A 25,669-nucleotide genomic window follows, 5' to 3' on the forward strand; every position below is an offset into this window, starting at 1 on the left:
GGGCGCGACAAGCTCAGGGCTTCCAGCGCCGCAGCAGCAGCGCATTGGCCATCACGCTGACGCTCGACAGCGCCATCGCCGCACCGGCCACCACCGGGCTCAGCAGCCCGAAGGCGGCGAGCGGAATGCCGGCCACGTTGTAGGCGAAGGCCCAGAACAGGTTCTGGCGGATCTTCGCCACCGTGCGGCCCGAGAGTTCGAAGGCCTGCGCGACCAGCGCGAGATCGCCGCGCATCAGCGTGATGCCCGCGGCTTCCATCGCCACGTCGGTACCGCCGCCCGAAGGCGCCATCGCGATACCGACGTCGGCCGCCGCGAGCGCGGGCGCGTCGTTGGCTCCGTCGCCGACCATCGCGACCACGTGTCCGTTGCTTCGAAGAGCGCTGACCTGCGCGGCCTTGTCGGCCGGCAGCACGTCGGCGCGGACGTCTTCCGCCGCGATGCCCAGCCTTGCCGCCATCGCCTGCGCCGCACGCAGGTTGTCGCCGGAAATCATCACCACGCGCAGCCCGCGCGCACGCAGCGTGCGAATGGCTTCGGCCGCCTGCGGCTTGGGTTCGTCGGCGAATGCAAGCAGGGCCTGCACATGCGCGGCGCCGGCTTCGTCGAAGCGCAGCAGTGCGGAGACGGTCGCGCCCTGGGATTGCAGGCGCTCGACTTCCGCGCCGTCGGGCATCGCGTCGAGCTCGCGGCACCAGCGCAGGCTGGCGATGGCCCATTGGACGCCCTCGACCTCGCCGCGCACGCCGCGTCCCGGCGATGCCTGCATCGCGCCCAGCGCGGGCACCTGCAGGTTGCGCTGCGCTGCTGCTGAAAGCACGGCCTTCGCCAGCGGATGCTCGCTGCCACCTTGCAGGCTCGCGGCAGTGGCCAGCAGTCTGTCTTGCGAGGCCGCAGCGCCGGCCACGGGAACCAGCGCGGTGAGCACGGGGCGGCCGATGGTCAGCGTGCCGGTCTTGTCGAAGGCGACAGTGTCGACGCGGTGCGCGATCTCGAGCGCGCGCGCATCCTTGATGAGCACGCCATGCCGCGCCGCCACACCGGTCCCCGCCATCACCGCAACCGGCGTCGCGAGGCCCAGCGCACACGGGCAGGCGATGACGAGCACGGCCACCGCATGGATCAGCGCCGTCTCGATGCCCGCGCCCGACACCATCCAGCCCGCGAAGGTGGCCAGCGCGATCAGCAGAACCACCGGCACGAACACGGCGGCGACCTTGTCCACCAGCCGCTGGATCGGCGCCTTCGCGGCCTGCGCGTCTTCCACCAGGCGGATGATGCGCGCCAGCACGCTTTCGGCGCCGACCGCGCGCACCTCGACGACCATGCGGCCGTCGCCGTTCACCGCGCCGCCGGTGAGCGCATCGCCCGGGCCCTTGGCCACCGGCAGCGGTTCGCCTGTGAGCATCGATTCGTCGACTTCGGAATGCCCCTCGACCACCTTCGCATCGGCAGGTACGCGCTCGCCGGGCCGTACCGCGAGGCGGTCGCCCACCATCACCTCGGCCAGCGGCACATCGCTTTCCTTGCCGCGGGCGTCGAGCAGATGCGCCACCTCGGGCCGCAGTTGCTGCAGCGCGCGGATCGCCGACGTGGCCTGGCGCTTGGCGCGCGCCTCCAGCCACTTGCCCAGCAGCACCAGCGTGATCACCACCGCCGAGGCCTCGAAGTACAGGTGCGGCACCATGCCGTGGCCGGCATGCTCGCCGCCGACGGCGCGCCACCAGAGCCACAGCGAGAGCCCGAAGGCCGCGCTGGTACCGAGCGCCACCAGCAGGTCCATGTTGCCGGTGCGCGCCTTCAGCGCATGCCAGCCCGCGCGGTAGAACCGCGCACCCAGCCAGAACTGCACTGGCGCGGCGAGCAGCAACTGGAGCCACGGCGGCAGCATCCAGTCGAGCCCGAAGAGATCGCCCAGCATCGGCGCCATCAGCGGAATCGACAGCGCGAGGCCGATCGCCACGGGCGCGAAGCCGGCCCAGGGAGAAAGCGTCGCCTCGTCGGCAGCACTGTCCGGGGTACGGGGCTCATAACCGGCGGCACGCACTGCGCGGCGCAGTCGGGCGTCCATGCCCTCGATGCCCTCCCCGCCGCCAGTCACCACGCGGGCGGATTCGGTCGCCAGATTCACGCTCACGTCCTGCACGCCGGGCACGTTCTTCAGTGCACGCTCGACGCGCATCACGCACGAGGCGCAGGTCATGCCGCCGACGGACAGGTCGAGCGTGGCGGTGGGGATCTGCGGGAGATGCTGAACTTTTTCCATGGCCCGAGGCTAAGGCCTCACACCATGTCAAGGTCAAGGGTGGAGTTCCAGAACCCATTCCCTGGACATTGACATCGTGGGAAGGTTCAAACTTCGGGTCGTGCGGCCGCCTGATCGGTCGGATGGCCGCTTTCCTTCGTCATCATCATCAATCACCCTCAAAGGAGCAACACGATGAGCCAGAAATTCCAGGTCACGGGCATGAGCTGCGGCCACTGCGTGAACGCAGTGCAGAACGCGGTACAGACGGTGGATCCCGAGGCGCAGGTCACGGTCGATCTGGAAACGGGCCATGTCGACGTGCTGAGCGAACAGCCGCGCAAGGACATCGTGGCCGCCATCGAGAACGCGGGGTACGCGGTTCAATGACGACGGGCCCGGTCAGCATCGGCGAAGCGGCGCAGCGATCGGGCGTGTCGGCCCGCATGGTCCGCCACTACGAGAGCCTGGGCCTGCTGCCGGCGGTGGCGCGCACCGAGAGCGGCTACCGCCAGTACGGAGAGGCCGACATCCACACGCTGCGCTTCATCAAGCGCTCGCGCGACCTGGGCTTCTCGATGGAAGAGATCGCCGAGCTGGTCGGCCTGTGGAACAACCGGCGCCGGGCCAGCTCGAGCGTGAAGCGCATAGCCGAGAAGCACCTGGGCGAGCTGGAGCAGCGCATCGCCGACATGCAGTCCATGCGCAGCACGCTGGCGCACCTGGTGCACTGCTGCCACGGCGACTCGCGGCCCGAATGCCCGATCCTGGACGACTTGGCGAACTAGGGCCTGCTCACACTGTTTCCGGGATCGCGAAGGGCAGCCAGGGCGGGCCAATCAAGGCGCGCGACGACGCGTGTGCATGCGCACACGCTAGGAGTGCAACGCCGAGTGGCGCGACCTGGCTGCCCTTCCCGCAGGGTTGGTGCCCCAAGGGGCACCAACGCGACCCCGGAAACAGTGTGAGCAGGCCCTCAGTACTCCCCCAGGCTTCGCGCACTTCGTGTCGCTTCGCCTACCCCCTCGCCGGGGGCACCACCTGCGGCCCGGCGAAGCCGGTTCCGCGGTGTTCCTGGAATAAGTACTTCAAGCGCCGCGGACTAGCGAGAGCACCTTGCCCGCATCCAGCGTGCGGGCCTTCTCCTGGATGGCGGGCAGGTACTGCGTCTGCAGGTTCTTGCCTTCCTTCACCACGCCCGAGAAGGCGTCCTTCAGCGTCTGCGCCGAGAGCGTGCGGCCGCCGGCGTAGTAGCGCTTGGCCACATGGCCCAGGGCGTAGGTCGAGGCGAAGCTCATGCCCGAACTCACGGCCTGGTTGCCCAGCCCGCGCAGCAGTCCGCCGCCGACCTTGCCTAGCAGGCCGCCGAGCAGCTTGCGCCCGGCCTGCTCCAGGTACTGCGAGGTCAGGCCCACGCCGACCGTCGCCAGGAAATCCTTGATGTGGCCGCTGTCGAGCTCGTATCCATACGACTTGCCGATGCGGTAGACCAGCTTCATCTGCAGCGGAATGATCGCCATCGTCGAGAGCGTCTCGGGCAGCAGCTCGAGCGCTCCGTTGAGGATGGAGGCGTTGAGGATCGACTTGTCCAGTTCCGCCGTGTCGGGGTTCTTCGGTGCAACGGGCACCGATGCCGGCACCGACGCCGCGGCTGCCGCTGCGGTGGCCGCCACGGGCACGGCGGCGATCTCCTCGGCCTTCTGCGAGAAAGCGGCCGCCGAGGCGTCCAGGCCCAGTGAGGTGCGCACGTCCGCCAGGAACATTCGCTCCGCCTCCGACTGCGTGCCGTCCGCATCGCAGACGCACACCGCCATCTCGTAGGCGAGCTGCCTCGCTTCCGTGCTCCTGAGCTCGCCCGCCACCGAGGCCAGCGACACCCGCTTCATCAGCACATCCTGGTAGAGCGTCGGCAGGTTCAACCCGTCGGCCTGCGACAGGCCTTCCGCGATGCGCTTGATCTCGGCGCGCTCGCGCTCGTGCTTCTCGCCGTCGACGAAGGCGGCCAGCAGGCTCAGGGTAACGATCGACTTTGTTTCAGAAGGTGACATGTTCGATATTTCCTCGATTTCGACGATTCGGTGGGGTCGCGGCTGCGGCCCGAAGGTTCCTTCGGCCTTTCTCCCCACAAAACTTGGGCAACTCTGTGGATAACGTCGGCACTTCTGTGTAGGGGTCTTGCAACTCATTGATTTCATTGAGGAATCCTTGGTTTGCCCAAATTTTCAGCAATGAATTTCTCCGGACGAAAACCGCCTTTCGCAGATTTCGGAAGGGCCGTCAAAGGACAAGTCTGGGGACATTTCTGGAACAAGGCCTGGTTTATCCACAGGCCCGAAGGGTTACCCAATGTTGTCCATGTGGCGGGTACAAACCGGAAGCGCGGCTGCGCACAGTGACGGCGGTATGACAAGTGCTTGTCGCATAACGAAAAAACCGGCATGTCCACAGCAGGGTGCGACCCTTATCTACTACTACTAATTTGAATAAGAAGAACAAGAGATAGGGGACAGGAAAAGCTGCGCCCGAAAAAAAAGCCGCGAAAGGCCGCGCTGGTCGCGCATGCAGGGGCCGGAACCGGTCCTCCCGGCGCTTCTCCCCTCGCTAACATTCGCGGATGAGCTTCAAACCCCGGATCCTGATCGCCGAAGACGAGTCGGGCATCGCCGACACGCTGCAATACGTCCTGAAGAGCGACGGATTCGTCCCCGTGTGGTGCGCCACCGCCGAGGAAGCCATCGCCCAGTTCGCGCAGGAACCACCCGCCTTGGCCATCCTGGACATCGGACTGCCCGATCTCAACGGTTTCGAGCTCTTCAAGCGCCTGCAGGCGCTGAATCAGTCCATGGGGGGCCCCGAGGTACCCATGGTGTTCCTGACGGCCCGCAGCGACGAGATAGACCGCGTGGTCGGCCTCGAACTGGGCGCCGACGACTACATCGCCAAGCCCTTTTCCCCCAGAGAGCTGGTCGCCCGCGTGCGGACCATCCTGCGCCGCAGCGCCAGAAACGGCTCAGGAGCCTCCCAGGGCGCCGCAGCACCGAACCATGTGGGGGGGCGGCAAATTCCGGCAAACGGCGCTCCTGCGGCCTCCCAGACCCCCGCATCGCCCTTCGCGCTCGACACCGAGCGCATGCAGATCCGCTACTACAGCAGGCTGCTCGAACTCTCGCGCTACGAATACGGCCTGCTGCGGCTGCTCGTGCAGCGCCCGGGCCGCGTCTTCACGCGCGACGAACTGCTCGAACTGGTCTGGGACGACGCCAGCGACAGCTTCGACCGCACCGTCGACGCGCACATCAAGACCCTGCGCGCCAAGCTCAAGGCGATCGCGCCGGACGTGGAGCCGATCCGCACACTGCGCGGCACCGGCTATGCGCTGAACGAAGAACTGCCATCAAGGGCATGACGCCGGACCTGGCCCGCCTTTTCGCGGAATCCCGCGGGACCGGCTTTGCCCGGCCGCAGGTGCCGCCCCCCGCAAGGGGGTGGGCGGCCCAAGCCTGGGGGAGAGCCAGGCCTTGACACGGCGCACCCGGATATTCATCGGCATCCTGCTGATCTACACGGCAGGCATCGCCTTCCTTCTCTATCGCGTCGTCTCCGACATCGACCCGCGCTACCGCGAATCGGCCGAGGAATCGCTGGTCGAAACTTCGCAGCTGGTGGCCAGCCTGGTCGAGCAGGACGTGATCGCCGGTGCCATCAACACTGCGCGGCTCGAACCCCTGTTCCGCACGCTCTATGCGCGCGAGTTCTCGGCGCAGATCTACAACCTGCACAAGAGCCGCGTCGAACTGCGCGTGTACGTCACCGACCGCAACGGCCGCGTGATGTTCGATTCGCTAGGCAGGCACCTCGGCGCCGACTATTCGAAATGGAGCGACGTGAGCCGCACTCTGGCCGGCGTGTACGGCGCACGTACCACGCGCGACGTCGACGGCGACCCGCGCACCTCGGTCATGTACGTGGGTGCGCCGATCCGCTGGAACAACGAGATCGTCGGCATGGTCAGCGTCGGCAAGCCGGTGCAGAGCTTCGGCCAGTTCGTCGAAGACGCGCGCGGGCGCACCATCTGGGTCGGCGTGGGTTCGGCGCTGGCGCTGCTGCTGCTCACCTTGATCGTCTCGGTCTGGCTGGTGCGGCCCTTCGGCCTGATCCGCGACTACTGGACCTGGGTGCGCGCCCAGCGCACCCTGAGCCTCTCGCGCATGGCGCGCCGCGCGGTCGACGGCGTGCGCACCGGCTTCAGCGAGATGCGCGACGCACTCACCGGGCGCAACTACGTCGCCGACTACGTGCAGACCTTCACGCACGAGGTGAAGAGCCCGCTCTCGGCCATCCGCGGCGCGGCCGAGCTGCTGCAGGAGCCGTCGATGCCGCACCCCGAGCGCGAACGCTTCCTGAAGAACATCGAGCGGGAGACACAGCGCATCCAGGAAATCGTCGATCGCATGATGGAGCTCACCGCGCTGGAAACCCGGCGCGCGCTCGACCGCACCGAAGCCGTGTCGCTGGCCGCGCTGATCGAAGACATCGCCGCGAGCGCGCAGCCCGCGGCTGCGAAGCGCAACATCAGGCTGCTCGTGAACATCCGCAACGAAGCCCGCACCGAAGGCGACCCGTTCCTGCTGCGTCGCGCCATCAGCAACCTGCTCGACAACGCCATCGATTTCTCGCCGCCGGACAGCGAGGTGCTGCTCACCCTGGAAACCACTTCCAAGCTCGCCCGCGTGAGCGTGCGCGACCACGGCCCCGGCATTCCGGACTACGCGCAGGAAAAGGTCTTCCAGAAGTTCTATTCGCTCGCGAGGCCGCACAGCCAGAAGAAGAGCACGGGCCTGGGCCTGGCGTTCGTCAAGGAGATCGCGGCCCTGCACCACGGCCGCATCGACCTGGGCAATGCGTCGCGCGGCGGAGCAGTGGCAACGCTGACGCTGCCGCTGTCATCGCATCACTGAGCCACCGATCGGATTTCGACGAGCTCGGGGCGCGGCGGCAGCGACTCCGGTTGACGCAGTTCCCAGGCGAGCCCACAGCGTTCGAACAGCCGGAGCATCCACCAGCCCGGGTCCCATTCGCCGGGCGCGAGTCCCAGCCGGGCCGAGCCCGGATAGGCATGGTGGTTGTTGTGCCAGCTTTCACCCATGGTCAGCAGCGAGGTCCATGGAATGTTGCGTCCCTGCACGGCGGCGCCGCGCACTTCGTAGTTCATCTCGCCGTGGTTGTGGGCGAACCAGCCGATCAGCCAATGGCCCAGCACACCGGCGGTGACGCGCGCGCACACCCCCCAGAAGACGAAAGCCCATCCGCCCCAGAGATGGAAGAGCACGGCGATGGGCAGTTGCTGCAGCATCCAGGTTCTTTCCAGCCAGTACAGGAACCGGTCATTGGCGACAAACGGCTCGATCCGGATGCCGGGCTGATGCGCGAGATGGAGGTTGCAGTGAAGCTGCCACCACGCATCTGTCCAGAAACCGCGGCCGTGTCTCAGGTAGTCGTGACAGTCTGGCAGACGTTGCGCATAGTCGCGCAACTCATGTTGGCGAAGGATGCCCAGCGGACCGGCCAGGCCGACGAGGACGCCGCAATAGATCAAGGCGCAGCGCAGCCATCGCGGACATTGGAAGCTGTGGTGAATCAGCTGGCGATGGCTTCCGAGCGAATGGCCGAACAGCAGCACGAACGCGGTGCTGGCGACGAAAAGCGCGAATGCATCCCACCGGAAACAGAAAAAGCCGCCCACCGCCGCGGAGGCTGCCATGCCGGAGAACCAGAGCGACTTGACTGGCGAATACAGAACCTCGCCTTCGCAGGCGAAATCGGCCTGCCCTGCGTGAACCCGATGGTGATCGAGACCCGTGGGCAGCATCGCGAAAGGCTCAGCGCCCGACCAGCGCGCGATAGGCTTCACGCGTCTGCGGGCTCGCCGCGCCCAGCGCCTGCAGATACTGCGTCTGGTGCTGGCCGATCATGCGGGCCGAGGCCACCGTCTTCGAGCGGCAATACCAGTGGCAGGTGTGCTGCAGCAGGAACAGCTCGGCCGACATCATGTAGGCCTTCGACTTCGGTGTACGGCCTTCTTCGTTGCGCATCACGCCGGCGATGCCGCGTGCATGGATGAGCAACGCCTGGCGCATGTCGAAGGTCGCCGACGGAAAGAACTGGGTGAAGAGGGGAATGGCCACCGGCAGCTTGCTCACGCGGGTGACGGGTTCGGGCATGCGCGAGAACTCGGCTGCGAAGCCGTCGATCTGGCCGGAGAGCTTTTCCTCGGTGCTGTCCAGGATCTGCCAGATCTGGCGGCGGCGCTCGGCGTCGTCCTCGCCGAGGCAGCGCATGTAGCCGGAGGTGAGGCTTTCCATCAGCTTCTCGATCTGATAGCGGCCGAGGTGGCTGGCCAGCAGGGCGATGCGCAGGCGTTGTTCCCTGGACTTGAGGATGTAGAAGCCGGCGGCGACGAGTGCCACCAGGGTGAGGATTTCCATGGATGCGGGAGAAGGAGAAAAAGGAAAAGGCGGGAGGCGGTACCGAGTGTAGGCACCGCGAACCCGCCTTCGCTTCCGGCTCCCTGAAGAAGCCCGGCTACCGGAAGAAATCGAGGATCCGGTTGCGTTCCTCCGGCGGGGGCGGCGCACCGACGGGAGCGCCGGTGAGCTGCTCGACCGGCGGCGGCGTGTCGCTGCTCTCCAGGCCCAGGCTCGCCACGTTGTGGCCCGGCGTGAAGTCGTCGAAGTACCACTCGCCGTCGATGCTCACCACGCCCTCGGGCTGGGCCGGATGCGTCACCGGCACGCCCTGCAGCGCGGTCTGCATGTAGCCGGTCCAGATCGGCAGGCTCAGGCTGCCGCCGGTCTCGCCACGCACGCCGAGCTGGCGCGGCGTGTCGTAGCCGACCCACGCGATGCCCACCATGGTCGGCTGGAAGCCTGCGAACCAGGTGTCGAAGGAATCGTTGGTGGTGCCGGTCTTGCCGAAGAGGTCGTCGCGCTTGAGCGTCTGGTAGGCCTTGAAACCGGTGCCGTTGCGCACCACGCTCTGCAGCAGCGAATCCATGATGAAGGCGTTGCGCTGCGGGATCGCGCGGCGCGTCTCGTCGAGCACCGGCGGCTCGGTTTCCATGATGACCTTGTCGCGCAGGTCGGTGACGCGCGTGACCAGGTACGGATTGACGCGGTAGCCGCCGTTGGCGAACACCGAGTAGCCCACCGCCATCTGCATCGGCGTGACCGAGCCGGCGCCCAGGCCCATCGGCAGGTTGGCGGGATGCTTGTCCTTGTCGAAGCCGAACTTCGTGATCCAGTCCTGCGCATAGGGCGCGCCGATCGACTGCAGCACGCGCAGCGTGACCAGGTTCTTCGACTTCATCAGCGCGGTGCGCAGCGGCATCGGGCCCTCGTAGGTGCCCTCGAAGTTCTTCGGCTCCCAGGGCTGGCCGCCGTTGGCGCTGGCGTCGAAGTACAGCGGCGCGTCGTTCACCACGGTGGCGGGCGTGAAGCCCTTCTCGAGCGCGGCCGAGTAGATGAAGGGCTTGAAGCTCGAACCCGGCTGGCGCCAGGCCTGCGTCACGTGGTTGAACTTGTTCTTGCCGTAGTCGAAGCCGCCCACCAGCGCCTTGATGGCGCCGCTGCGCGGGTCCATGCCGATGAAGGCGCCCTCCACCTCGGGCAGCTGGGTGATCTCCCAGGTGTTCTTCGGCGTTCTCGCCACGCGGATGACCGCGCCGCGGCGGATCTTGATGTTGGGCGGCGCCTTTGCGGCAAGGCCCGACTGCGCGGGCTTGAGGCCCTCGCCGGTGACCTGGATGGTTTCGCCGTTCGCGCGCACCGCGCTGATTTCCTTCGCGCTCGCTTCTAGCACCACGGCCGCGATCACGTCGCCGTTGTCGGGATGCTCGGCCAGTGCGTCGTCCACCGCTTCGTCGATCTCCTTCTGCTCGGTCGGCAGGTCGACGAACTTCTCGGGGCCGCGGTAGGGCTGGCGGCGTTCGTAGTCCATGATGCCCTTGCGCAGCGACCTGTAGGCAGCCGCCTGGTCGGCCGCCACGATCGAGGTGTAGACCTTCATGCCGCTGGTGTAGATGCTATCGCCGTACTGCGCGTACATCATCTGGCGCACCGTCTCGGCGACGTATTCGGCATGCAGGCGGTTGGGGTCGGCCGCATCGCGCAGGTGCAGTTCCTCCTTCTTCGCGGCGGCCGCCTGCTCGGCGGTGATGAACCCCGTTTCCTGCATGCGGTCGATCACGTACAGCTGGCGCGCACGCGCGCGGCGCGGGTTGGCCACCGGGTTGTTCGCGCCCGGTGCCTTCGGCAGGCCCGCGAGCATCGCGGCCTCGGCGATGGTGATGTTCTGCAGCGGCTTGCCGAAGTAGGTCTCGGCCGCGGCGGCGAAACCGTAGGCGCGGTTTCCGAGGTAGATCTGGTTCAGGTAGATCTCGAGGATCTGGTCCTTCGTGAGCTGCTGCTCGAGCCGCATCGCCAGCAGGATCTCGTAGGTCTTGCGGCTCATGGTCCGCTCGGAGCTCAGGTACACGTTGCGCGCCACCTGCATCGTGATGGTCGACGCGCCCTGCTTGCGTCCGCCCTTCAGGCTGGCCACGGCGGCACGCACGAAGCCCTTGTAGTCGACGCCGCCGTGGTCGTAGAAGCGGGCGTCCTCCACGGCCAGCACCGCGTCCTTCATCACCTTGGGGATGTTGGCGAAGGGCGTGAGGTTGCGGCGCTCTTCACCGAACTCGCCGATCAGCTGGCCTTCCGTCGAATACACGCGCAGCGGCAGCTTGGGGCGGTAGTCGGAAAGCTCCGAGACGTCGGGCAGTTTTGGATAGATGGTCACCACCGCGACGATGGCCGCGACCAGCACCACCAGCGCGCCGGAGCCGACACCGATGGCGCCCCAGCCGGCGATGCGCTTCCAGTCGAAGCGGGAGCCGGGCGGCGCCGCGCCGTCGTCGCCGGGGGCCTTGGAGTTTGAGCGTTTGAACATGGGAAATGCCTGTTTGGCTAGCGAAAGGATTGGAGCCGCCGCACGCTGCCGCGTTCCGGCGTCCGGAGCTCGAGCGTGCCTTGCTGCGCAGCACGCTGCGCGCAATGCATGGCATCGAAGTACTTGTCGTGGTCGAAGGCGATAAGCAGAAGATCCACCCCGGCGTCGAGCGCACGGACGGTGGCGTCGCAGAGACCGCGGTTGTAGGCCGCGCCCATCGTGAGATCGTCCGTGACGAGCAGGCCCTGGTAGCCCCACTCGCCGCGGATCACCCGTTGCACGATTTTGCGCGAGAAAGAGACCGGATAAGCGGCGTCAAGTTCCGCGAGGATGACATGGCCGAGCATGATGGCCGCATCCGAATGTTTCGATACGTCTTGAAACGGCTTCCAGTCGCGGGCCGAGAGCCGGGCGACCGGCGTGCGCAGTTCGGCGGCGAAATGGTGGGTGTCCTCGGCCACGTCCGCCAGGCCGGGAAAGTGCTTGAGCGTGCCTCGCACCCCAGCCGCTTCCAGGCCAAGCTCGTAAGCGAGCGCCACCTGCGCAGTGACCGCCGGGTCGGCCGAGATGGCGCGTTCGTCGATGCGGGTATGGAAGTCCCACCGGCCTGGCGCGCGGCCGGTGCGCAGGTCGACCACGGGGCTGAAGTTGAGCGTGATGCCCAGCGCGGCGAGCGCCCTGCCCTGCTGCGAGCCGTAGGCGTGGGCGCGCCGGGCGAGTTCATCGTCGGGCAGGTCGGCTTCGAGCAGCGAGGCGAGCGAGGGCTGGCGCTCGACCAGCGGCGACAGGCGGGAGACGGCGCCACCTTCCTGGTCGGTGGCGACGATCAGCGGCGCAAGACCGGCCGAACTGCGCAAGGCCTGCAGGCCCGCGATCTCGTCGCGCAGCGACTCGGCTGTTCGGCCCTGGACGTTGCGGCTGGTGACGAAGATGCCGCCGATCAATCCCTTGCGGGCCAGGTCGCGCAGTTCCCTGGCGTCGTCGTAGCCGACGATGAAATGCGCGCCCACGGCCTGCGCGAGCGGGCCCTCCATGGCGTTCACCTCGGTGCGGTGCTGGCGCGACATCGCTTCCTGGCAGATCGCCGTGAGCAGCGCTGCGAATGCCAGTCCCAGCGCCACGGGCCGCAGCCTGCCTCTTGCAAAACGCCACGCGATCGCGATGCCCCCGAGCAGCAACGCCGACAAAAGCGGCAGTTCCCACGCGCGCATGAAGCGCAGGTGCGGATCCTTCAGGTGCCAGGCCCAGAACCACAGCACGGCCAGCGCCAGCCAGCCCGATGCACCCGCGACGATCCGCAGCAGCTTCATGCGGCGGTCTGCGTTTCGGGTACCGCCATGGGTGCCACGGGCGTCGCCTCGCCGCGGCGCGAGAGCGCATACCAGTCGACCTTGCGCGTCACCAGCATCAGCGTGGCCAGCATGCCGAAGATCAGCAGCGCACCCAGCAGCAGCGCGTTGCTTTCCGAAGCCAGCAGGCCATAGAGTGCGCCGTACAGCAGCGCCACGAACGCGCCGAACGACATGCCGCGCCGCCAGCCGCCGAGCACGGCGCTGAAGTACACCGCCAGCAGCGCGACGCTTGCCGAAGCCGCGCCGGCATAGGCCCACCGGAAGGCGAACTTCTCCGACAGCGCCAGCAGCAGGAGGAAGAAGAGCGCGATCGACAAGCCCACCAGCCCGTACTGGACCGGATGCAGGCGCAGCTTGCGGAACAGCTCGAACATGAAGGCCGCCATCAGCACCAGGCCGATGAAGAGCACGCCGTACTTGCCGGCGCGCGTGCTCATCGAATAGACGTTGATGGGCTGGGCGAGCGACACGTCGAAGGTCTGCAAAGGACCCAGGTTGCGGCGCGGCGCGACGGCTGGGGCAGCCGAAGCCGCCACGTCGGCACTGCTGGCCACGTCCACTGCGCCGCCGCGGCCCGAAAGGCCTGCGCGCACCTGTTCGCGTGCCGAGGTCACGAGCGAGGATACGCGCCAGCGGGCGTCGAAGCCCTGTGCCGTCACGCTGCGTTCTGCCGCAAGGAAGCGGCCGCCGAAGCTGGGATGCGCCCAGGGCGAGCTCAGGTGCGCGGTGGTTTCCTCGGCGATGGGCGCGATGGCGAGCGTGTCCTGCCCCACCAGGCCCAGTTTCATCTCGAAGGGGATCGGCGTGCCGGCCTGCCAGGCCGCGAGCGCCGCGCCGGTGACCGGGGCATGGATGCCGTTGGCGAACCAGGCGTCGTCGTCCAGGCCCGGCACACGCTGCTTGAAGCGCAGGGCCTCGCCGCCCATGGTCATGCCCGGCGAGCCATCGAGGCCGCGCAGGTCGCTCACGTTGAAGGCGATCAGCGGTGCCTTGAACTCGATCTTCGAATCGGCCTCGCTGTGCGTCACGGCCTTGGGATCGAAGGCCGCGAAGCCGCCGGTGAGCGTGGCGTCGAGCGTGTAGAAGGGGATCTTGAAGATGCCGCGATAGCGTTCCTGCGGTGCCATCGTGCCCTCGATGTGCAGCTTGTCGGGGAACACCACGTGGGCCATCTCCTTGCTGCGCGGCTCCTGGCCGATCACCTTGCCCTGCGCATTGCGCAGCGGCTCCATCCAGCGTTCCACGTACGGCACCAGCAGCAGCGGCCCCACCATGGTCTGGCGCCCCGCGTAGGTGGCGGCGAGCTCGCTGGCCGCCTCTCGCTGGCTCTCGCCGCGTGCGCGGTTGATCGAATCGATCTCCCCCAGCGGAATGCAAAGGAGCAGCAGCAGGAAGAGCAGGCCGGCGACCTTGGCCAGCATGGAACTCATCACGACCCTGAGCAGCTGAAGCATGTTTTTCTCTCCTCGTCTGTAGCGATGGCCGCGATGCTCGCCGCGCGAGCCGAAGGCCGTGTGAAGAGCCCGGGCCGTCTCGCTTCACACAGACTTCACACAGCGGATGCGGGTGGCCGTCGACTTCAAGAGGCCTTCCAACTGGCTTCTCGCGCGGTGGAGAAAGTTGCGGCCGTGCAAGTTCGCACGGACAAGGACCCCCGCCATGGATGCCCAAACCACCCCACGTCCCGGCCGCTGGCTCTGGCTCGCCACCGTGAGCCTGGCGACCGCGGGCTTCATCGCCATGGGCGTGCGCCCGGTGCACGCGCAGGAAGCGCCCGCCGGCCCGCGCCAGAAGACCGAGAGCCCCTATTTCTTCGTGAAGAGCGACGATCCCTCGGTCGACCGCCTGCCGCTGAAGGGCACGGAGGTTTCGGTGAAGATCTCGGGCGTGATCGCCGACGTGACGGTCACGCAGACCTACCGCAACGAAGGCCAGCGCGCCATCGAGGCGAAGTACGTTTTCCCCGGCTCGACCAAGGCCGCGGTGAGCGGCCTCAACGTGCGGCTGGCCGACCGGCTCATCACCGCGCAGATCCGCGAGAAGCAGCAGGCACAGATCGAGTACGACACGGCCAAGAAGGAAGGCAAGACCGCCGCGCTGCTGGAGCAGCAGCTGCCCAACGTGTTCCAGATGAACGTCGCCAACATCCTGCCGGGCGACGATGTGAAGGTGGAGCTTCGCTACACCGAACTTCTGGTGCCGCAGTCGGGCAACTACCAGTTCGTGTTCCCGACCGTGGTCGGCCCGCGCTACAACTCTCCGCAGTCAGAGAACGCGCAGGCCAGGTGGGTCGCGCAGCCCACGCTGGCCGCCGGCGCTGCCGCCGCAACAAGCTTCAGGCTCAAGGCCACCATCGACACGCCGATGGGCATCAAGGAGATCCGCTCGGCCACGCACGCCATCGACGTGAAGAAGAGCGACGAGGACCAGCACGCCGATGTGGTGCTCGCAGCGGACGGCCGCCCCGCCGACAACCGCGACTTCGTGCTCGACTACCGCCTTGCCGGCGAGAAGATCGAATCGGGCCTGATGCTCTACAAGGGCCAGGGCAACAACGCGGAGAACTTCTTCCTCGCCATGGTCGAGCCGCCCAAAGCCGTGGCCGCCAGCGCGATCTCGCCGCGCGACTACATCTTCGTGGTCGACATCTCGGGCTCGATGCACGGCTTTCCGCTCGATACCGCGAAGACGGTGCTGGAGCGCCTGATCGGTGGGCTGCGCCCGAGCGACACCTTCAACGTGCTGCTGTTCTCGGGCAGCAACAGGATGCTCTCGCCCAAGTCGGTGCCGGCCACGCGCGCCAACATCGAGCAGGCACTGGCCACCATCAAGAACTACAGCGGCAGCGGCAGTACCGAGCTCATCCCGGCGCTCAAGCGCGTATATGCAGAGCCGAAGGAAGAGAACGTGTCGCGCACCGTGGTGGTGGTGACCGACGGCTACGTGACGGTGGAGCGCGAGGCCTTCGAGCTGGTGCGCAACAACCTGTCGAAGGCCAACGTGTTCGCCTTCGGCATCGGTTCCTCGGTCAACCGCAGCCTGATGGAAGGCATCGCCCGCGCCGGCATGGGCGAGCCCTTCATCATCACCGACCCGATCCAGGCCCCAGAGCAGGCCGCGCGCTTTCGCCGCATGGTGGAGTCGCCGGTGCTCACGAACGTGAAGGCCACCTTCGGCGGCCTCGACGTGTACGACGTGGAACCGCAGGCGCTGCCCGACGTGCTGGGCGAAAGACCGGTGATCGTGTTCGGCAAGTGGCGCGGCGAGGCCAGGGGCCGCGTGATCATCGAAGGCCAGGGCGCGAGCGGCCCCTATCGCCAGGAAGTACGCATCGACGGCAGCACCCGCCAGGACACGGCCGCGCTGCGCACGCTGTGGGCGCGCCACCGCATCCAGAGCCTGAGCGACCAGGAGACGCTGGAAGGCGGCACGGCCCTGAAGGACCGCATCACCGAGCTCGGCCTGAAGTACAGCCTGCTCACGCAATACACGAGCTTCATCGCCGTCGACAAGGTGGTGCGCAACGTCGCGCCGCAGGACAGCGTGGGCGTGGACCAGCCGCTGCCGCTGCCGCAAGGCGTGAGCGAGCTGGCGCTCGGCGCGGAGGTGCCGAGTACGCCCGAGCCCGAGTCGCTGGGCGCCATCGCCGTCGTGCTGTCGATGCTCGCCATGCTGCGCCGCCGCGCGCGCCGCAACGACGCGCGCCGCTTCACCGCCTGACCCGTCCGTAAGAAAGAAAAGAATGTCACTGGCAATGCTTGCCCACCGCCATCCGCGCATCGTGGACTGGGGCATCCACATCGACCGCACGCCGGCCGCCGGCTGGATAGGCCTGCAGTTCGTCGCGCTGATGCCCACCTGGGTGTGGATGGCCCAGCGCATGCGCGACGGCTCCGACGATCCGCTGGGCCTGCTGGCGCTGGTCGCGCTCGCGGCGCTGGCCTGGAGCCGCCGGCGCGAGCTGCGCGCATCGCCGCGCCTGGGCTGGCTGGCGCTGGCCGGTGCGGGCACGGTGCTCGCGACGCTGATGCGCACGGGGCTCGGCTTCGTGCCCGCGCTGCCGCCGCTCGCGGCCGGGTTGGTCGCGGTGCTGGCGCTGGCCTGCGGGCTGCTGGCCTTCCTGCCGCGCAAGGTGGCGGCGCTGCCGGTGGCCGGCCTCGCGGTGCTTGCGCTGCCGCTGCTCTCGTCGCTGCAGTTCTATGCCGGCTATCCGCTGCGCGTGGTGACGGCCGAGGTCAGCCGCTGGCTGCTGTCGCCCGGCTTCGAGGTGGCGCGCGAAGGCGCCACCCTGGCGGTCGACGGCCGGCTGGTCATCGTCGATGCGCCCTGCTCCGGCGTGCAGATGGTGTGGTTGGGCTATTTCACGGCCTGCGCGGTCGCGCTGTGGGCTTCGCGCAGCGGCCGCGACTTCATGGCGCGGCTGCCGATGGTCGGCCTGCTGGTGCTTGCCGGGAACATCGTGCGCAACAGCGTGCTGATCGCCTTCGAGGGCGCCGGCCATCCGCTCGCGCCGTGGGCGCACAACGCGCTGGGCCTGGTGCTGCTGGCCGCGGTGTGCGGCGCCATCGCCCGGCTGATGGTGCCGGCCCGCCCCGCGCCCGAAGCCGCCGAACTGCCCATTCCGGGCCTGATCACTACCCAAGGAGCCCGCCATGTCGACACCGTTCTTTGAACGCTGGTTCGCGAACCATTTCATCAACCGCATCGGCCACAAGACGGCTTTCGCGCTGGCGATGCTGATGTGCATGCTGTGGTCGGCCACGGCCGCCCTGCGCACCCCGGCCGAACCGATGGCGCCTGCCGTCGCCTCGCACGAGTGGCCGAGCGAGTGGGACGGCGTAGCGCTGCGCCCGCTGGCGCTGAGCGACGTGGAGCAGCGTTTTGCCGACCGCTTCCCCGGCGCCATCGGCCGCATGACCGACGGCACCCGGACGCTGGTGATGCGCGAGGTCAGCCAGCCCACGCGCATGTTGCACCCGGCCGCGGACTGCTACCGCGCGCTGGGCTACCGCGTCGAGCAGGCGCGGCTGGAGCGCGACGCCCAGGAGCGCATGTGGCGCTGTTTTGTTGCGCAACGGCACGGAGCGCAAAAAATCCGCGTCTGCGAGCGCATCGTCGACGCCCAAGGCACGGCTTTCACAGACACTTCAAGCTGGTACTGGGCAGCCGCCAGCGGCCAATCGCATGGGCCGTGGCAAGCTGTCACCGTAGCGAGACCGATCTGAGAAACCTGCCTGTGAAGAAGACCCTGCGATTTGTGCTCTATGGCCTGCTGGCCCTGGTCATTACGGCCTGTGTAGCTATCTTTTTGATAGTCAAGCTGGCGCTCGCGCCGGCTGCCGGCGAATGGAGCACCACGGTGAAGGCGGGGCCGCTGAATTTCGAGATCGGCGTGCCGACGGCGGTGCGCGTGGCCACCTCGACATGGTTCGCGCCTTACCTCGACGGCCATTCGTTCGACACCCGCTTCGGCACCGTGCGCTTCGCCTGGAAGCCGGCCGGCGAGATGCTGGAAATGCAGTGCGCGCCGTGCAGCGCCGACGTGCCGGCGCTGGGCACCCAGCCGATCCGCGTCGAACGTCTTGTCGCCACCGTCAGGCGCGACGGCAACACGCTCGCCGGCACCTTCGAGGCCACGCCGCAGAGCAACGACACGAGCCAGCTGCATGGCAACTGGGACGGCAGGCTCATGCCCAGGAACATCCACCTCAACGCCAGCGTGCAGGACGCGCCCATCGCCCGCTGGTACGCCGTGCTTGTGCCCGCGCTGCCCGAACTCCAGCGCGCCCGCATCGGCGGCACGCTCGCGCTGCGCGGCCAGCTGGTGCTGCCCGAGGCCACCTTCGCGGTGCAGCCCACCATCAGCCAGTTCACCGTGGAAGGACTGGGCACCGAGGCCATGCTGGGCGCGCGCACCAGCTGCGGCCCGTCGGCGAAGCTGGCCAATGACAGCTGGCTGGCGCGCGCCGTCATCGCCGCCGAAGACCAGCGTTTCTTCACCCACGGCGGCTACGACCTGACCGAGATCCTCGCTTCCATCGACAACAACCAGAAGCCTGGCCAGACGCGGCGCGGCGGCAGCACGCTGACGCAGCAGCTCGCCAAGCTGCTGGTGACGGGCAGCGACCGAACCGCCGAGCGCAAGCTGCGCGAGCTGCTCTACGCAGTCGAGATGGAGCAGACGCTGGGCAAGGCCCGCATCCTGCAGCTGTACCTGGACAACGCGCCATGGGGCGGCAACATCTGCGGCGCCGAGGCGGCGGCGAAGCGCTACTTCAAGCGCAGCGCGCGCACGCTCGAGCCGGCGCAGGCCGTGTGGCTCGCCGCCATGCTGCACAAGCCGCAGGCCGTGCTCGAGCAATGGCGGCGCGACGGCCAGGTCGACCCCGAGCGCATCAAGTGGATCGCCGAAGGCATCCGCGGGATCAGCCGCAACCAGCGCGAAGCCCTGCTCAAGAGCGTGGCCGCGGCGAAGTTCACGGCGCCGGAGGCCGTCACGCAATGAGCATGCTCCAACTGTCCGCGGCCGAGATCGAGGCCATCGAGCGGGCCACCATCGCGGCGGTTTCGCCCGACGTGACGGAAGAAATCGACGGCTGGCTCCTGCCCTTCGCGAGTGGCACCGTCAAGCGCGCGAAGTCGGCCGTACCGCTGCACCGCGATGCGGTCGAGGCCGCGACGCTCGACCGCATCGAGGACCGCTACGACAGCCACCAGGCGGCGCCCGCGCTGCGGCTGGCCGACGCACCGTGTTTCGACAGCCTGCGTGCCGAGCTGGAACGCAGGCACTACGTCGCCGACAGTCCCACCTGCGTGCAGATCGCCTCGGTACGGCGCATGCGGCAGGTGGCGGGGCCGGGCGCGGCATTGGCCGACGTCGACGGCGCACCAGACAGCGAGTGGTCGGCGCTGTTCCTCGGCGAGGGCTTCGACCCGGTGGACGGCGCCCATCGCGTGCGGATGCTCTCGCGCGCCAAGGGCACCCTCTACGCCAGCGTGCGCGAGAACGGGCGGACGCTGGCCGCCGGCGCCATGGCCTTCGGCCACGGCTGGGCCAGCGTGCACGGCATGCGGACCGACCAGGCGCAGCGCGGCCGCGGCCTGGCGGGCCGCGTGCTGGCCGGGCTGGCGCAGGCCGCCTCGGAGCGCGGCTTCGAGCGGGTGTTCCTGCAGGTCGATGCGGGCAACCAGGCGGCGCGCTCCCTGTATCGGCGCGCCGGTTTCGAGACGCACTGGAAATACAGCTACTGGCAGCGCCAGCAGTGGCCCTGACGCGACAGCCCGTACGCGCTGCCGGCTGAGACAGCGCACGGGTGGCGCGGCGGGGGAGTTAGTGCCACCATGGGCGCATGACGAACGCCAACCACCACGCCAACCACCCCACCGATCCCGTCGCCACGCCGCGCGGCATCGACCACATCGTGGCCGGTGTCTCCACCAGCGATGGTGACGGCGTGAAGCTCACCCGCGTGCTGCAGCAGCCGCTGCAGAAGCGGCTCGACCCGTATCTCATGCTCGATGCCTTCGGCAGCGACAACCCGGGCGACTACATCGGCGGCTTCCCGAGCCATCCGCACCGCGGCTTCGAGACCGTCACCTACATGATCGCGGGGCGCATGCGGCACCGCGACAGTGCCGGCCACGAAGGGCTGCTCGAGAACGGCGGCGTTCAGTGGATGACCGCAGGCCGCGGCCTCGTGCACAGCGAACTTCCCGAGCAGGAGGAAGGCTTGATGGAAGGCTTCCAGCTCTGGCTCAACCTGCCGGCAAAGGACAAGATGCGCGAGCCCTGGTATCGCGACATCCAGAGCGAGGAGATTCCCGAATTCACCACCTCCGGCGGCGTGCGCGTGCGCGTGATCGCTGGCGCAAGCCACGGCATCGAAGGCGCCGTGCGGCGCGCCCACACCGAGCCGCTCTACCTCGACATCGAGCTGCAGCCGGGCGCCGAATTCGCGCAGCCGCTGCCGCACGACCACAACGCGCTGGTGTACGTGTTCCGCGAATCGCTGTGGATCGCCGGCAGCGAGATTCCCACGCGGCGCATGGCCATCCTCGCCAACGAGCCCCACAGCGACGGCGTGGTGCTGCGCGCCGGCGCGACCAACCACAGCCCGGCGCGCGCCCTGCTCATCGCCGGCAAGCCGCTCAACGAACCCATCGCGCAGTACGGGCCCTTCGTGATGAACACGCCCGAGCAGGTCAGGCAGGCAGTGCACGACTTCCAGAGCGGAAAGCTCGGCTGAACGCTTGTTGCGGGCAAGGCATGTAGTCGCCCGCCTACCGGAAATCGGCATCGCGCACACGCACCGGCTGCGCGCCGCGCAGCCTAGATTGCGCGCATGCCCCCCACGATCCGGAAAGGACAGGCGCCCGAGACGCTGCAGCGCGCCGAGTTCCACGAACGCTTCATGCAGCCTTTTCAAGACCCGGCCTTCCGCGCCGAGGCCGACTCGCTGCGGCGCATCGAGCTCATCGCATGGCAGGCCTACGAGGAGGGCCGCAAGGCGCCCGTCACCCGCAAGGCCGGGCCGGGCTATGCCGATCCCGGGTACGAACTCTCTGTCGACTGGCTGGAGGCCAAGGCGCGCCTCGACGCCGCGCAGGCAGCGTGGAGCCAGCCCCAGACCCCCTCGCGCGTGCTGCTGGTGAACGGCTCGCCGCGCAACGACGGCACCTGCCCCGGCGAAGTCTCCAAGACCTGGCGACTCGCGCAGCTCGCGCGCGAGGTGCTGGAGGGCAGCGGCATCGAGACAGACCTGCTCGACCTGAGCCTGCTCACCTCCGAATACGGCCGGCAGATCCATCCCTGCAAGGGCTGCGTCTCCACCGCCATGCCGTTGTGCCACTGGCCCTGCAGCTGCTACCCCAACCATTCGCTGCGCCAGACCGGCGACTGGATGAACGAGATCTACGAGCGCTGGGTGTCCGCACACGGGGTGATCCTGCTGACGCCCACGCACTGGTACCAGGCCACGAGCCCGCTGAAGCTGATGATCGACCGGCTGGTCTGTGCCGACGGCGGGAATCCCGATCCCACGAGCACGCACGGCAAGAAACCCGAGGAGGCCAAGGCGCTGGAGCTGGAAGGCTGGGGCTATCCCAAGCACCTCGACGGCCGTGTCTACGGCGTGGTGGTGCACGGCGACGTGGCCGGCGTGGAGGGCCTGCGCCGCAACCTCTGCGACTGGCTCGACTGGATGGGCCTGATCGACGCCGGCACGCAGGCCCGATTGGACCGCTACATCGGCTACTACGAGCCGTACGCCACCAGCCACGACACGCTGGATGCCGACGCCGACGTGCAGGAGGAGGTGCGCCAGGTGGCCCGCGCCGTCGCCAGGGGTGTCGCCGAGCTGCGTGCGGGAAGGCTTCAGCCGCCGGACCGCGGGCTGAAGCGGCCGCGGCCCAAGTGATGCAGCGCCCGCACGCGGCGGGCAGCCTGCGCAGGGCCCGACGGCCTGTTCATCATTCTTTACGCAAGCTCACGCCGGGCTAACGGATGCGATACAGAGGGCTTCCACACTTCGTCTCACCTGCTGCCCATCGGTGGCAGGCTTCTTCGAAAGGAAGCACTTCTCATGATTTCTCTTCGCCAACGCATCGTCTGGGCCAGCCTGCTGGGTTCGGCCGCCCTCGCCTCCTCGGGCGCCTTCGCTCAAGCGCCGGCAGCCGCTCCGTCCGCAGCCGCGCCCACCGCGGCGGTGGCCCAGGCCGACAACGCCGCCGCGCCCAAGGCGCAGCACAAGCGCATGGATCCGGCCCAGCGCATGGAGCGCATGAAGGAACACCGCGCCAAGCGCCTCGCAGCGCTGAAGGAAAAGCTCAAGCTCACCTCGGCGCAGGAAGGCGCATGGAGCACCTACACGAGCGCGACGCAGCCGCCGGCCGGTCCGCGTCCGCACATGGACCGCGCCGAGTTCGCCAAGCTGACCACGCCCGAACGCCTGGAACGCATGCAGGCCCGCCAGGCCGAGCGCAGCGCGATGTTCGCCAAGCGCGCCGAAGCCACGAAGACCTTCTACGCCGCGCTGACGCCCGAGCAGCAGAAGACCTTCGACACTGAGACCGCGCACTTCGGCCATCGCGGCCACCGCGGCCATGACGGCGGCAACCACGGTGCACCTGCGGCCCCTGCCAAGAGCTGATCGAGCGCCGCCCGGAGGCATCCAAAGAAAAAGCCCGCAACGCGAAAGCGCTGCGGGCTTTTTCATCGGCCATCAGGCAATCGCGCCCTGGCCCGTCGTGACTACTTCGGCGTGCCGGTCTTGTCGGTCGGGTTCGTCACCACGTCCGGGCGTTCGCCCTTCTCGCCGAAGCGCGGCGTCACCTTGCGGCCGGTCTGACTGACCTCCGCGCGGGACATCTCGCCGGTCGGCTGCGGCATGGCGTTGGGCTGGTGGTTGACGGTGGTCGTCACCTCGCCCTTGGGCACCGGGTTGTTGGCGTTGTTGCGGTTGTGGGCGCGCGCCTCTGCCTTCACGGAATCGCGCGACATCGGCGCCGAGTTGTCGGGGCGCTGCGGCGGGTTGGCGACGCCGGCCGGCGTCATGGTGCTGGCCTCACCGCCCACCGACGGGTCGGGCTGGGCTGGAATGGAAGTCGTCTGCGCCATGGCGAAGCCTGCGGTGGCGAGCAACGCGGCCAGGACGGTGGCGCGGAGGGAAGCTGCTTGATGTCTCATGGGTAATCTCCTTGTGGCTGAATCCATTTGTTCATTCCGCATGAAGGAGCAACGGGGCCTTTACTCCTACTCCTTGCTTTCTTTGCGGACCGTGAAGTCACCGTAGGAGCCTCGAAATTCCGCCCGTGTGGGGGTGCGGCAGGCATGCCTGTAGGAGCCGGCCGCCCGGGTACGAAGGCGGCGGCAGGATGGCGGCGGGAAGAAGTTGGCGCGTTCCTACAGTCGGCCAGGGCTGGGCCACGTACAACCTGTACGACGATGTCTTCCTCGCCCATCATTCCCGACGCCACCGCGCCCGACGCCGAGACAGCCCAGCCTGCAGGGGCTGCGGCGCAGGTCGCGCCGACCTCGCTGAAGGTGATGACGGTGAACACCCACAAGGGGTTCACCGCGCTCAACCGCAAGTTCATCCTGCCGGAGCTGCGCGACGCCGTGCGCACCGTGGGCGCCGACGTGGTGTTCCTGCAGGAGGTGCTGGGCACCCATTCGCGCCATTCGCGCCGCGTGAGCAACTGGCCCGAGGCGCCGCACTACGAATTCCTGGCCGACACCATCTGGCCGCAGTTCGCCTACGGCCGCAACGCGGTGTATCCCAAGGGGCATCACGGCAACGCGGTGCTGTCGAAATTCCCGATCGTGCATTTCCGCAACCACGACGTGTCGGTGAGCGGGCCCGAGAAGCGCGGCCTGCTGCACTGCGTGCTGCGCCTGCCCGGCCGGGTGGTCGACGTGCACGTGATCTGCACCCACCTCGGCCTGGCCGAGGCGCACCGGCAGCAGCAGCTGGAGCTGCTGTGCCACATCGTGCGCGACGAGGTGCCCTCCGACGCACCGCTGATCGTGGCGGGCGACTTCAACGACTGGCGCGGCCGCGCGCACGACATCCTCGAAAGGGGCGCCTCGCTGCGCGAGGTCTTCGTGCACGCCACCGGCCGAGCGGCGCGGACCTTTCCTGCGCGATTCCCGGTGCTGTCGCTCGACCGCATCTACGTGCGCAATGCAGGCGCGCACGCGCCCGTGGTGCTGCCGCGCCGTCCGTGGTCGCACCTGTCGGACCACGCGCCGCTGGTGGCGGAGATCGATCTGTGAACGGGCCCGACATGAACAACGGCAACGGCGCAAGCAACCACTGGATCCCGGGCAACAGCATCGAGCTGCTGGAAAACGGCGAGGAGTTCTTCCCGCGCGTGTTCGAGGTCATCCGCCAGGCACGACGGGAGGTGATCGTCGAGACCTTCATCCTGTTCGAGGACAAGGTCGGCCTGCAGCTGCACGCCGCCATGCGCGAGGCGGCACTGCGCGGGGTGAAGGTCGACCTGATGATCGACGGCTTCGGCTCGCCCGATCTCTCGCGCGAGTTCATCGAGGGGCTGACCTCGGCCGGCGTGAAGGTGCGCGTGTTCGATCCGGGCCGCCGCTTCATGGGACAGCGGCTCAACGTGTTCAGGCGCATGCACCGCAAGATCGTGGTGGTCGACGGCGAGCGCGCCTTCGTCGGCGGCATCAACTATTCGGCCGACCACATGCTCGACTACGGCCCCATGGCCAAGCAGGACTACGCAGTGGAGCTGCAGGGCCCGATCGTGGGCGAGATCCACCAGTTCGTGCTGCGCGCCATCGCGCTGGGCGGCAAGGGCGCGGGCTGGTTCCGCCGCAGGCTGCGCCAGGCGCCGGGTGTCGCGCACATGCCGCATGCAGGCACTGCCGACGCCATGTTCGTCACGCGCGACAACCGGCGCCACACCAACGACATCGAGCGGCAGTACCGCGCGGCCATCCGCGCCGCGCGCGAGCGCATCGTGATCGCCAATGCGTATTTCTTTCCGGGCTACCGGCTCATCAAGGAACTGCGGCGCGCGGCGCGGCGCGGCGTGGACGTGCGGCTCATCCTGCAGGGCGAGCCCGACATGCCGATCGTGAAGACCGCCGCCAGCATGCTCTACCACCACCTGCTTCACGCGGGCGTGCGCATCTACGAGTACTGCGACCGCCCGCTGCACGGCAAGGTCGCGCTCATGGACGGCAAATGGAGCACCGTGGGTTCGAGCAACCTCGATCCGCTGAGCCTCTCGCTCAACCTGGAGGCCAACGTGGTCGTGCGCGACGAGGCCTTCAACAGCGTGCTGGCCGAGCGCCTCGACAAGCTGATGCAGTGCAGCTGCAAGCAGGTGGAGGCCGCAGACCTCGCCAGCGAATGGAGCGGCTGGCGGCTGGTGCGCAGCTTCTTCGTCTTCCACATCCTGCGCTGGTATCCGGCCCTGCTGGGCCGCCTGCCGCGCCACGTGCCGCGCCTGACGCCGGCGGAGGCCACCGACCTGGCGAGCCGGCGCGACACCGGCCTCAGCAATCCGACCGGCGGCGCCACGCAGACGGAAGCGGCCTGAGCCGAAGCAGGAGCCGCCC

22 protein-coding genes are annotated in these 25,669 nt (G+C 68.2%); 14 read left to right on the plus strand and 8 right to left on the minus strand.

What is annotated here, in order from left to right; translation table 11 throughout:
• Positions 1–13: 13 nt before the first annotated feature.
• The gene (locus G369_RS0108815) at positions 14–2,266 is read right to left on the minus strand and encodes a heavy metal translocating P-type ATPase (RefSeq protein WP_019653626.1); all 2,253 of its coding nucleotides are present in this window, start codon (positions 2,264–2,266) and stop codon (positions 14–16) included.
• 174 nt (positions 2,267–2,440) lie between these two features.
• Between G369_RS0108815 and G369_RS0108820 the strand changes: the two genes are divergently transcribed.
• Positions 2,441–2,635: a heavy-metal-associated domain-containing protein gene (locus tag G369_RS0108820; protein ID WP_019653627.1), complete on the plus strand. Its 195-nt coding sequence runs from the start codon at positions 2,441–2,443 to the stop codon at positions 2,633–2,635.
• On the plus strand, positions 2,632–3,033 hold the full coding sequence (cueR, locus tag G369_RS0108825; protein WP_019653628.1) for a Cu(I)-responsive transcriptional regulator: 402 nt from the start codon (positions 2,632–2,634) through the stop codon (positions 3,031–3,033). The genes G369_RS0108820 and cueR overlap by 4 nt, the downstream gene beginning before the upstream one ends.
• A gap of 300 nt (positions 3,034–3,333) precedes the next feature.
• Here cueR and G369_RS0108830 read toward each other — a convergent pair whose 3' ends face one another.
• Positions 3,334–4,293 carry a YcjF family protein gene (locus G369_RS0108830; protein WP_019653629.1) on the minus strand — a complete coding sequence of 320 codons (960 nt, stop codon included), beginning with the start codon at positions 4,291–4,293 and terminating at the stop codon, positions 3,334–3,336.
• 566 nt (positions 4,294–4,859) lie between these two features.
• Between G369_RS0108830 and creB the strand changes: the two genes are divergently transcribed.
• Entirely contained in the window at positions 4,860–5,651 is a 792-nt protein-coding gene (gene creB / locus G369_RS0108835; RefSeq protein WP_019653630.1) for a two-component system response regulator CreB, read from the plus strand.
• 112 nt (positions 5,652–5,763) lie between these two features.
• Positions 5,764–7,203, plus strand: a complete 1,440-nt coding sequence (gene creC, locus G369_RS0108840; protein WP_019653631.1) for a two-component system sensor histidine kinase CreC — start codon at positions 5,764–5,766, stop codon at positions 7,201–7,203.
• On the opposite strand, the gene G369_RS0108845 is transcribed toward creC, so the two are convergent.
• The 5 genes from G369_RS0108845 to creD all read right to left on the minus strand — a co-directional run bounded on the left by G369_RS0108845 (position 7,197) and on the right by creD (position 14,036).
• On the minus strand, positions 7,197–8,156 hold the full coding sequence (locus tag G369_RS0108845; protein ID WP_244164296.1) for an acyl-CoA desaturase: 960 nt from the start codon (positions 8,154–8,156) through the stop codon (positions 7,197–7,199). The two genes, creC and G369_RS0108845, sit on opposite strands and share 7 nt — an antisense overlap.
• The gene (locus G369_RS0108850) at positions 8,125–8,730 is read right to left on the minus strand and encodes a hypothetical protein (protein WP_019653633.1); all 606 of its coding nucleotides are present in this window, start codon (positions 8,728–8,730) and stop codon (positions 8,125–8,127) included. The genes G369_RS0108845 and G369_RS0108850 overlap by 32 nt, the downstream gene beginning before the upstream one ends.
• 97 nt (positions 8,731–8,827) lie before the next feature.
• Positions 8,828–11,230 (minus strand): penicillin-binding protein 1A, encoded by a 2,403-nt coding sequence (locus G369_RS0108855; protein ID WP_019653634.1) that lies wholly within the window; start codon positions 11,228–11,230, stop codon positions 8,828–8,830.
• A 17-nt stretch (positions 11,231–11,247) separates the two neighbouring features.
• Positions 11,248–12,540, minus strand: a complete 1,293-nt coding sequence (locus G369_RS0108860; RefSeq protein WP_019653635.1) for a glycoside hydrolase family 3 N-terminal domain-containing protein — start codon at positions 12,538–12,540, stop codon at positions 11,248–11,250.
• Entirely contained in the window at positions 12,537–14,036 is a 1,500-nt protein-coding gene (gene creD / locus G369_RS0108865; protein WP_019653636.1) for a cell envelope integrity protein CreD, read from the minus strand. Before creD ends, G369_RS0108860 begins: the two co-directional genes overlap by 4 nt.
• 205 nt (positions 14,037–14,241) lie before the next feature.
• On the opposite strand from creD, the gene G369_RS0108870 reads away from it, so the two are divergent.
• The 8 genes from G369_RS0108870 to G369_RS0108905 all read left to right on the plus strand — a co-directional run bounded on the left by G369_RS0108870 (position 14,242) and on the right by G369_RS0108905 (position 22,730).
• Positions 14,242–16,302: a VIT and vWA domain-containing protein gene (locus G369_RS0108870; protein WP_019653637.1), complete on the plus strand. Its 2,061-nt coding sequence runs from the start codon at positions 14,242–14,244 to the stop codon at positions 16,300–16,302.
• A 22-nt stretch (positions 16,303–16,324) separates the two neighbouring features.
• Positions 16,325–17,254: an exosortase Q gene (gene xrtQa, locus G369_RS0108875; protein ID WP_019653638.1), complete on the plus strand. Its 930-nt coding sequence runs from the start codon at positions 16,325–16,327 to the stop codon at positions 17,252–17,254.
• On the plus strand, positions 17,235–17,807 hold the full coding sequence (xrtQb, locus tag G369_RS0108880; RefSeq protein WP_019653639.1) for an exosortase Q subunit 2: 573 nt from the start codon (positions 17,235–17,237) through the stop codon (positions 17,805–17,807). Before xrtQa ends, xrtQb begins: the two co-directional genes overlap by 20 nt.
• 11 nt (positions 17,808–17,818) lie before the next feature.
• Complete coding sequence (locus G369_RS0108885) at positions 17,819–19,087, plus strand: biosynthetic peptidoglycan transglycosylase (RefSeq protein WP_019653640.1); 1,269 nt, start codon at positions 17,819–17,821, stop codon at positions 19,085–19,087.
• Positions 19,084–19,854: a GNAT family N-acetyltransferase gene (locus G369_RS0108890; protein ID WP_019653641.1), complete on the plus strand. Its 771-nt coding sequence runs from the start codon at positions 19,084–19,086 to the stop codon at positions 19,852–19,854. The genes G369_RS0108885 and G369_RS0108890 overlap by 4 nt, the downstream gene beginning before the upstream one ends.
• A gap of 77 nt (positions 19,855–19,931) precedes the next feature.
• Positions 19,932–20,828, plus strand: a complete 897-nt coding sequence (locus G369_RS0108895) for a pirin family protein (RefSeq protein WP_019653642.1) — start codon at positions 19,932–19,934, stop codon at positions 20,826–20,828.
• Between the two features lie 96 nt (positions 20,829–20,924).
• Positions 20,925–21,998: a flavodoxin family protein gene (locus tag G369_RS0108900; RefSeq protein ID WP_019653643.1), complete on the plus strand. Its 1,074-nt coding sequence runs from the start codon at positions 20,925–20,927 to the stop codon at positions 21,996–21,998.
• A gap of 165 nt (positions 21,999–22,163) precedes the next feature.
• Positions 22,164–22,730, plus strand: coding sequence for a Spy/CpxP family protein refolding chaperone (locus G369_RS0108905; protein ID WP_019653644.1), 567 nt, complete (start codon positions 22,164–22,166; stop codon positions 22,728–22,730).
• 101 nt (positions 22,731–22,831) lie between these two features.
• Here the strand turns inward: G369_RS0108905 and G369_RS0108910 are convergent, their stop codons facing one another.
• Entirely contained in the window at positions 22,832–23,266 is a 435-nt protein-coding gene (locus G369_RS0108910; RefSeq protein WP_019653645.1) for a hypothetical protein, read from the minus strand.
• A 258-nt stretch (positions 23,267–23,524) separates the two neighbouring features.
• Between G369_RS0108910 and G369_RS0108915 the strand changes: the two genes are divergently transcribed.
• Positions 23,525–24,355, plus strand: coding sequence for an endonuclease/exonuclease/phosphatase family protein (locus tag G369_RS0108915; protein WP_019653646.1), 831 nt, complete (start codon positions 23,525–23,527; stop codon positions 24,353–24,355).
• 11 nt (positions 24,356–24,366) lie between these two features.
• Complete coding sequence (gene clsB, locus G369_RS0108920) at positions 24,367–25,650, plus strand: cardiolipin synthase ClsB (RefSeq protein ID WP_019653647.1); 1,284 nt, start codon at positions 24,367–24,369, stop codon at positions 25,648–25,650.
• Positions 25,651–25,669: the final 19 nt, after the last annotated feature.

This window comes from Variovorax atrisoli 110B (genome assembly GCF_000382045.1).
Classification (GTDB): domain Bacteria; phylum Pseudomonadota; class Gammaproteobacteria; order Burkholderiales; family Burkholderiaceae_C; genus Variovorax; species Variovorax atrisoli.

Excerpts from the sequence above, each read along its gene's own strand:
- clsB (WP_019653647.1), top strand. The coding sequence starts at position 24,367 with ATGAACAACGGCAACGGCGCAAGCAACCACTGGATCCCGGGCAACAGC.
- G369_RS0108915 (WP_019653646.1), top strand. The coding sequence starts at position 23,525 with ATGTCTTCCTCGCCCATCATTCCCGACGCCACCGCGCCCGACGCCGAG.
- G369_RS0108890 (WP_019653641.1), top strand. The coding sequence starts at position 19,084 with ATGAGCATGCTCCAACTGTCCGCGGCCGAGATCGAGGCCATCGAGCGG.
- G369_RS0108850 (WP_019653633.1), bottom strand. The coding sequence starts at position 8,730 with ATGGAAATCCTCACCCTGGTGGCACTCGTCGCCGCCGGCTTCTACATC.
- G369_RS0108870 (WP_019653637.1), top strand. The coding sequence starts at position 14,242 with ATGGATGCCCAAACCACCCCACGTCCCGGCCGCTGGCTCTGGCTCGCC.
- G369_RS0108855 (WP_019653634.1), bottom strand. The coding sequence starts at position 11,230 with ATGTTCAAACGCTCAAACTCCAAGGCCCCCGGCGACGACGGCGCGGCG.
- G369_RS0108900 (WP_019653643.1), top strand. The coding sequence starts at position 20,925 with ATGCCCCCCACGATCCGGAAAGGACAGGCGCCCGAGACGCTGCAGCGC.
- G369_RS0108860 (WP_019653635.1), bottom strand. The coding sequence starts at position 12,540 with ATGAAGCTGCTGCGGATCGTCGCGGGTGCATCGGGCTGGCTGGCGCTG.
- xrtQb (WP_019653639.1), top strand. The coding sequence starts at position 17,235 with ATGTCGACACCGTTCTTTGAACGCTGGTTCGCGAACCATTTCATCAAC.
- xrtQa (WP_019653638.1), top strand. The coding sequence starts at position 16,325 with ATGTCACTGGCAATGCTTGCCCACCGCCATCCGCGCATCGTGGACTGG.
- G369_RS0108830 (WP_019653629.1), bottom strand. The coding sequence starts at position 4,293 with ATGTCACCTTCTGAAACAAAGTCGATCGTTACCCTGAGCCTGCTGGCC.
- G369_RS0108895 (WP_019653642.1), top strand. The coding sequence starts at position 19,932 with ATGACGAACGCCAACCACCACGCCAACCACCCCACCGATCCCGTCGCC.
- creB (WP_019653630.1), top strand. The coding sequence starts at position 4,860 with ATGAGCTTCAAACCCCGGATCCTGATCGCCGAAGACGAGTCGGGCATC.
- G369_RS0108905 (WP_019653644.1), top strand. The coding sequence starts at position 22,164 with ATGATTTCTCTTCGCCAACGCATCGTCTGGGCCAGCCTGCTGGGTTCG.
- creD (WP_019653636.1), bottom strand. The coding sequence starts at position 14,036 with ATGCTTCAGCTGCTCAGGGTCGTGATGAGTTCCATGCTGGCCAAGGTC.
- G369_RS0108910 (WP_019653645.1), bottom strand. The coding sequence starts at position 23,266 with ATGAGACATCAAGCAGCTTCCCTCCGCGCCACCGTCCTGGCCGCGTTG.
- cueR (WP_019653628.1), top strand. The coding sequence starts at position 2,632 with ATGACGACGGGCCCGGTCAGCATCGGCGAAGCGGCGCAGCGATCGGGC.
- G369_RS0108815 (WP_019653626.1), bottom strand. The coding sequence starts at position 2,266 with ATGGAAAAAGTTCAGCATCTCCCGCAGATCCCCACCGCCACGCTCGAC.
- G369_RS0108820 (WP_019653627.1), top strand. The coding sequence starts at position 2,441 with ATGAGCCAGAAATTCCAGGTCACGGGCATGAGCTGCGGCCACTGCGTG.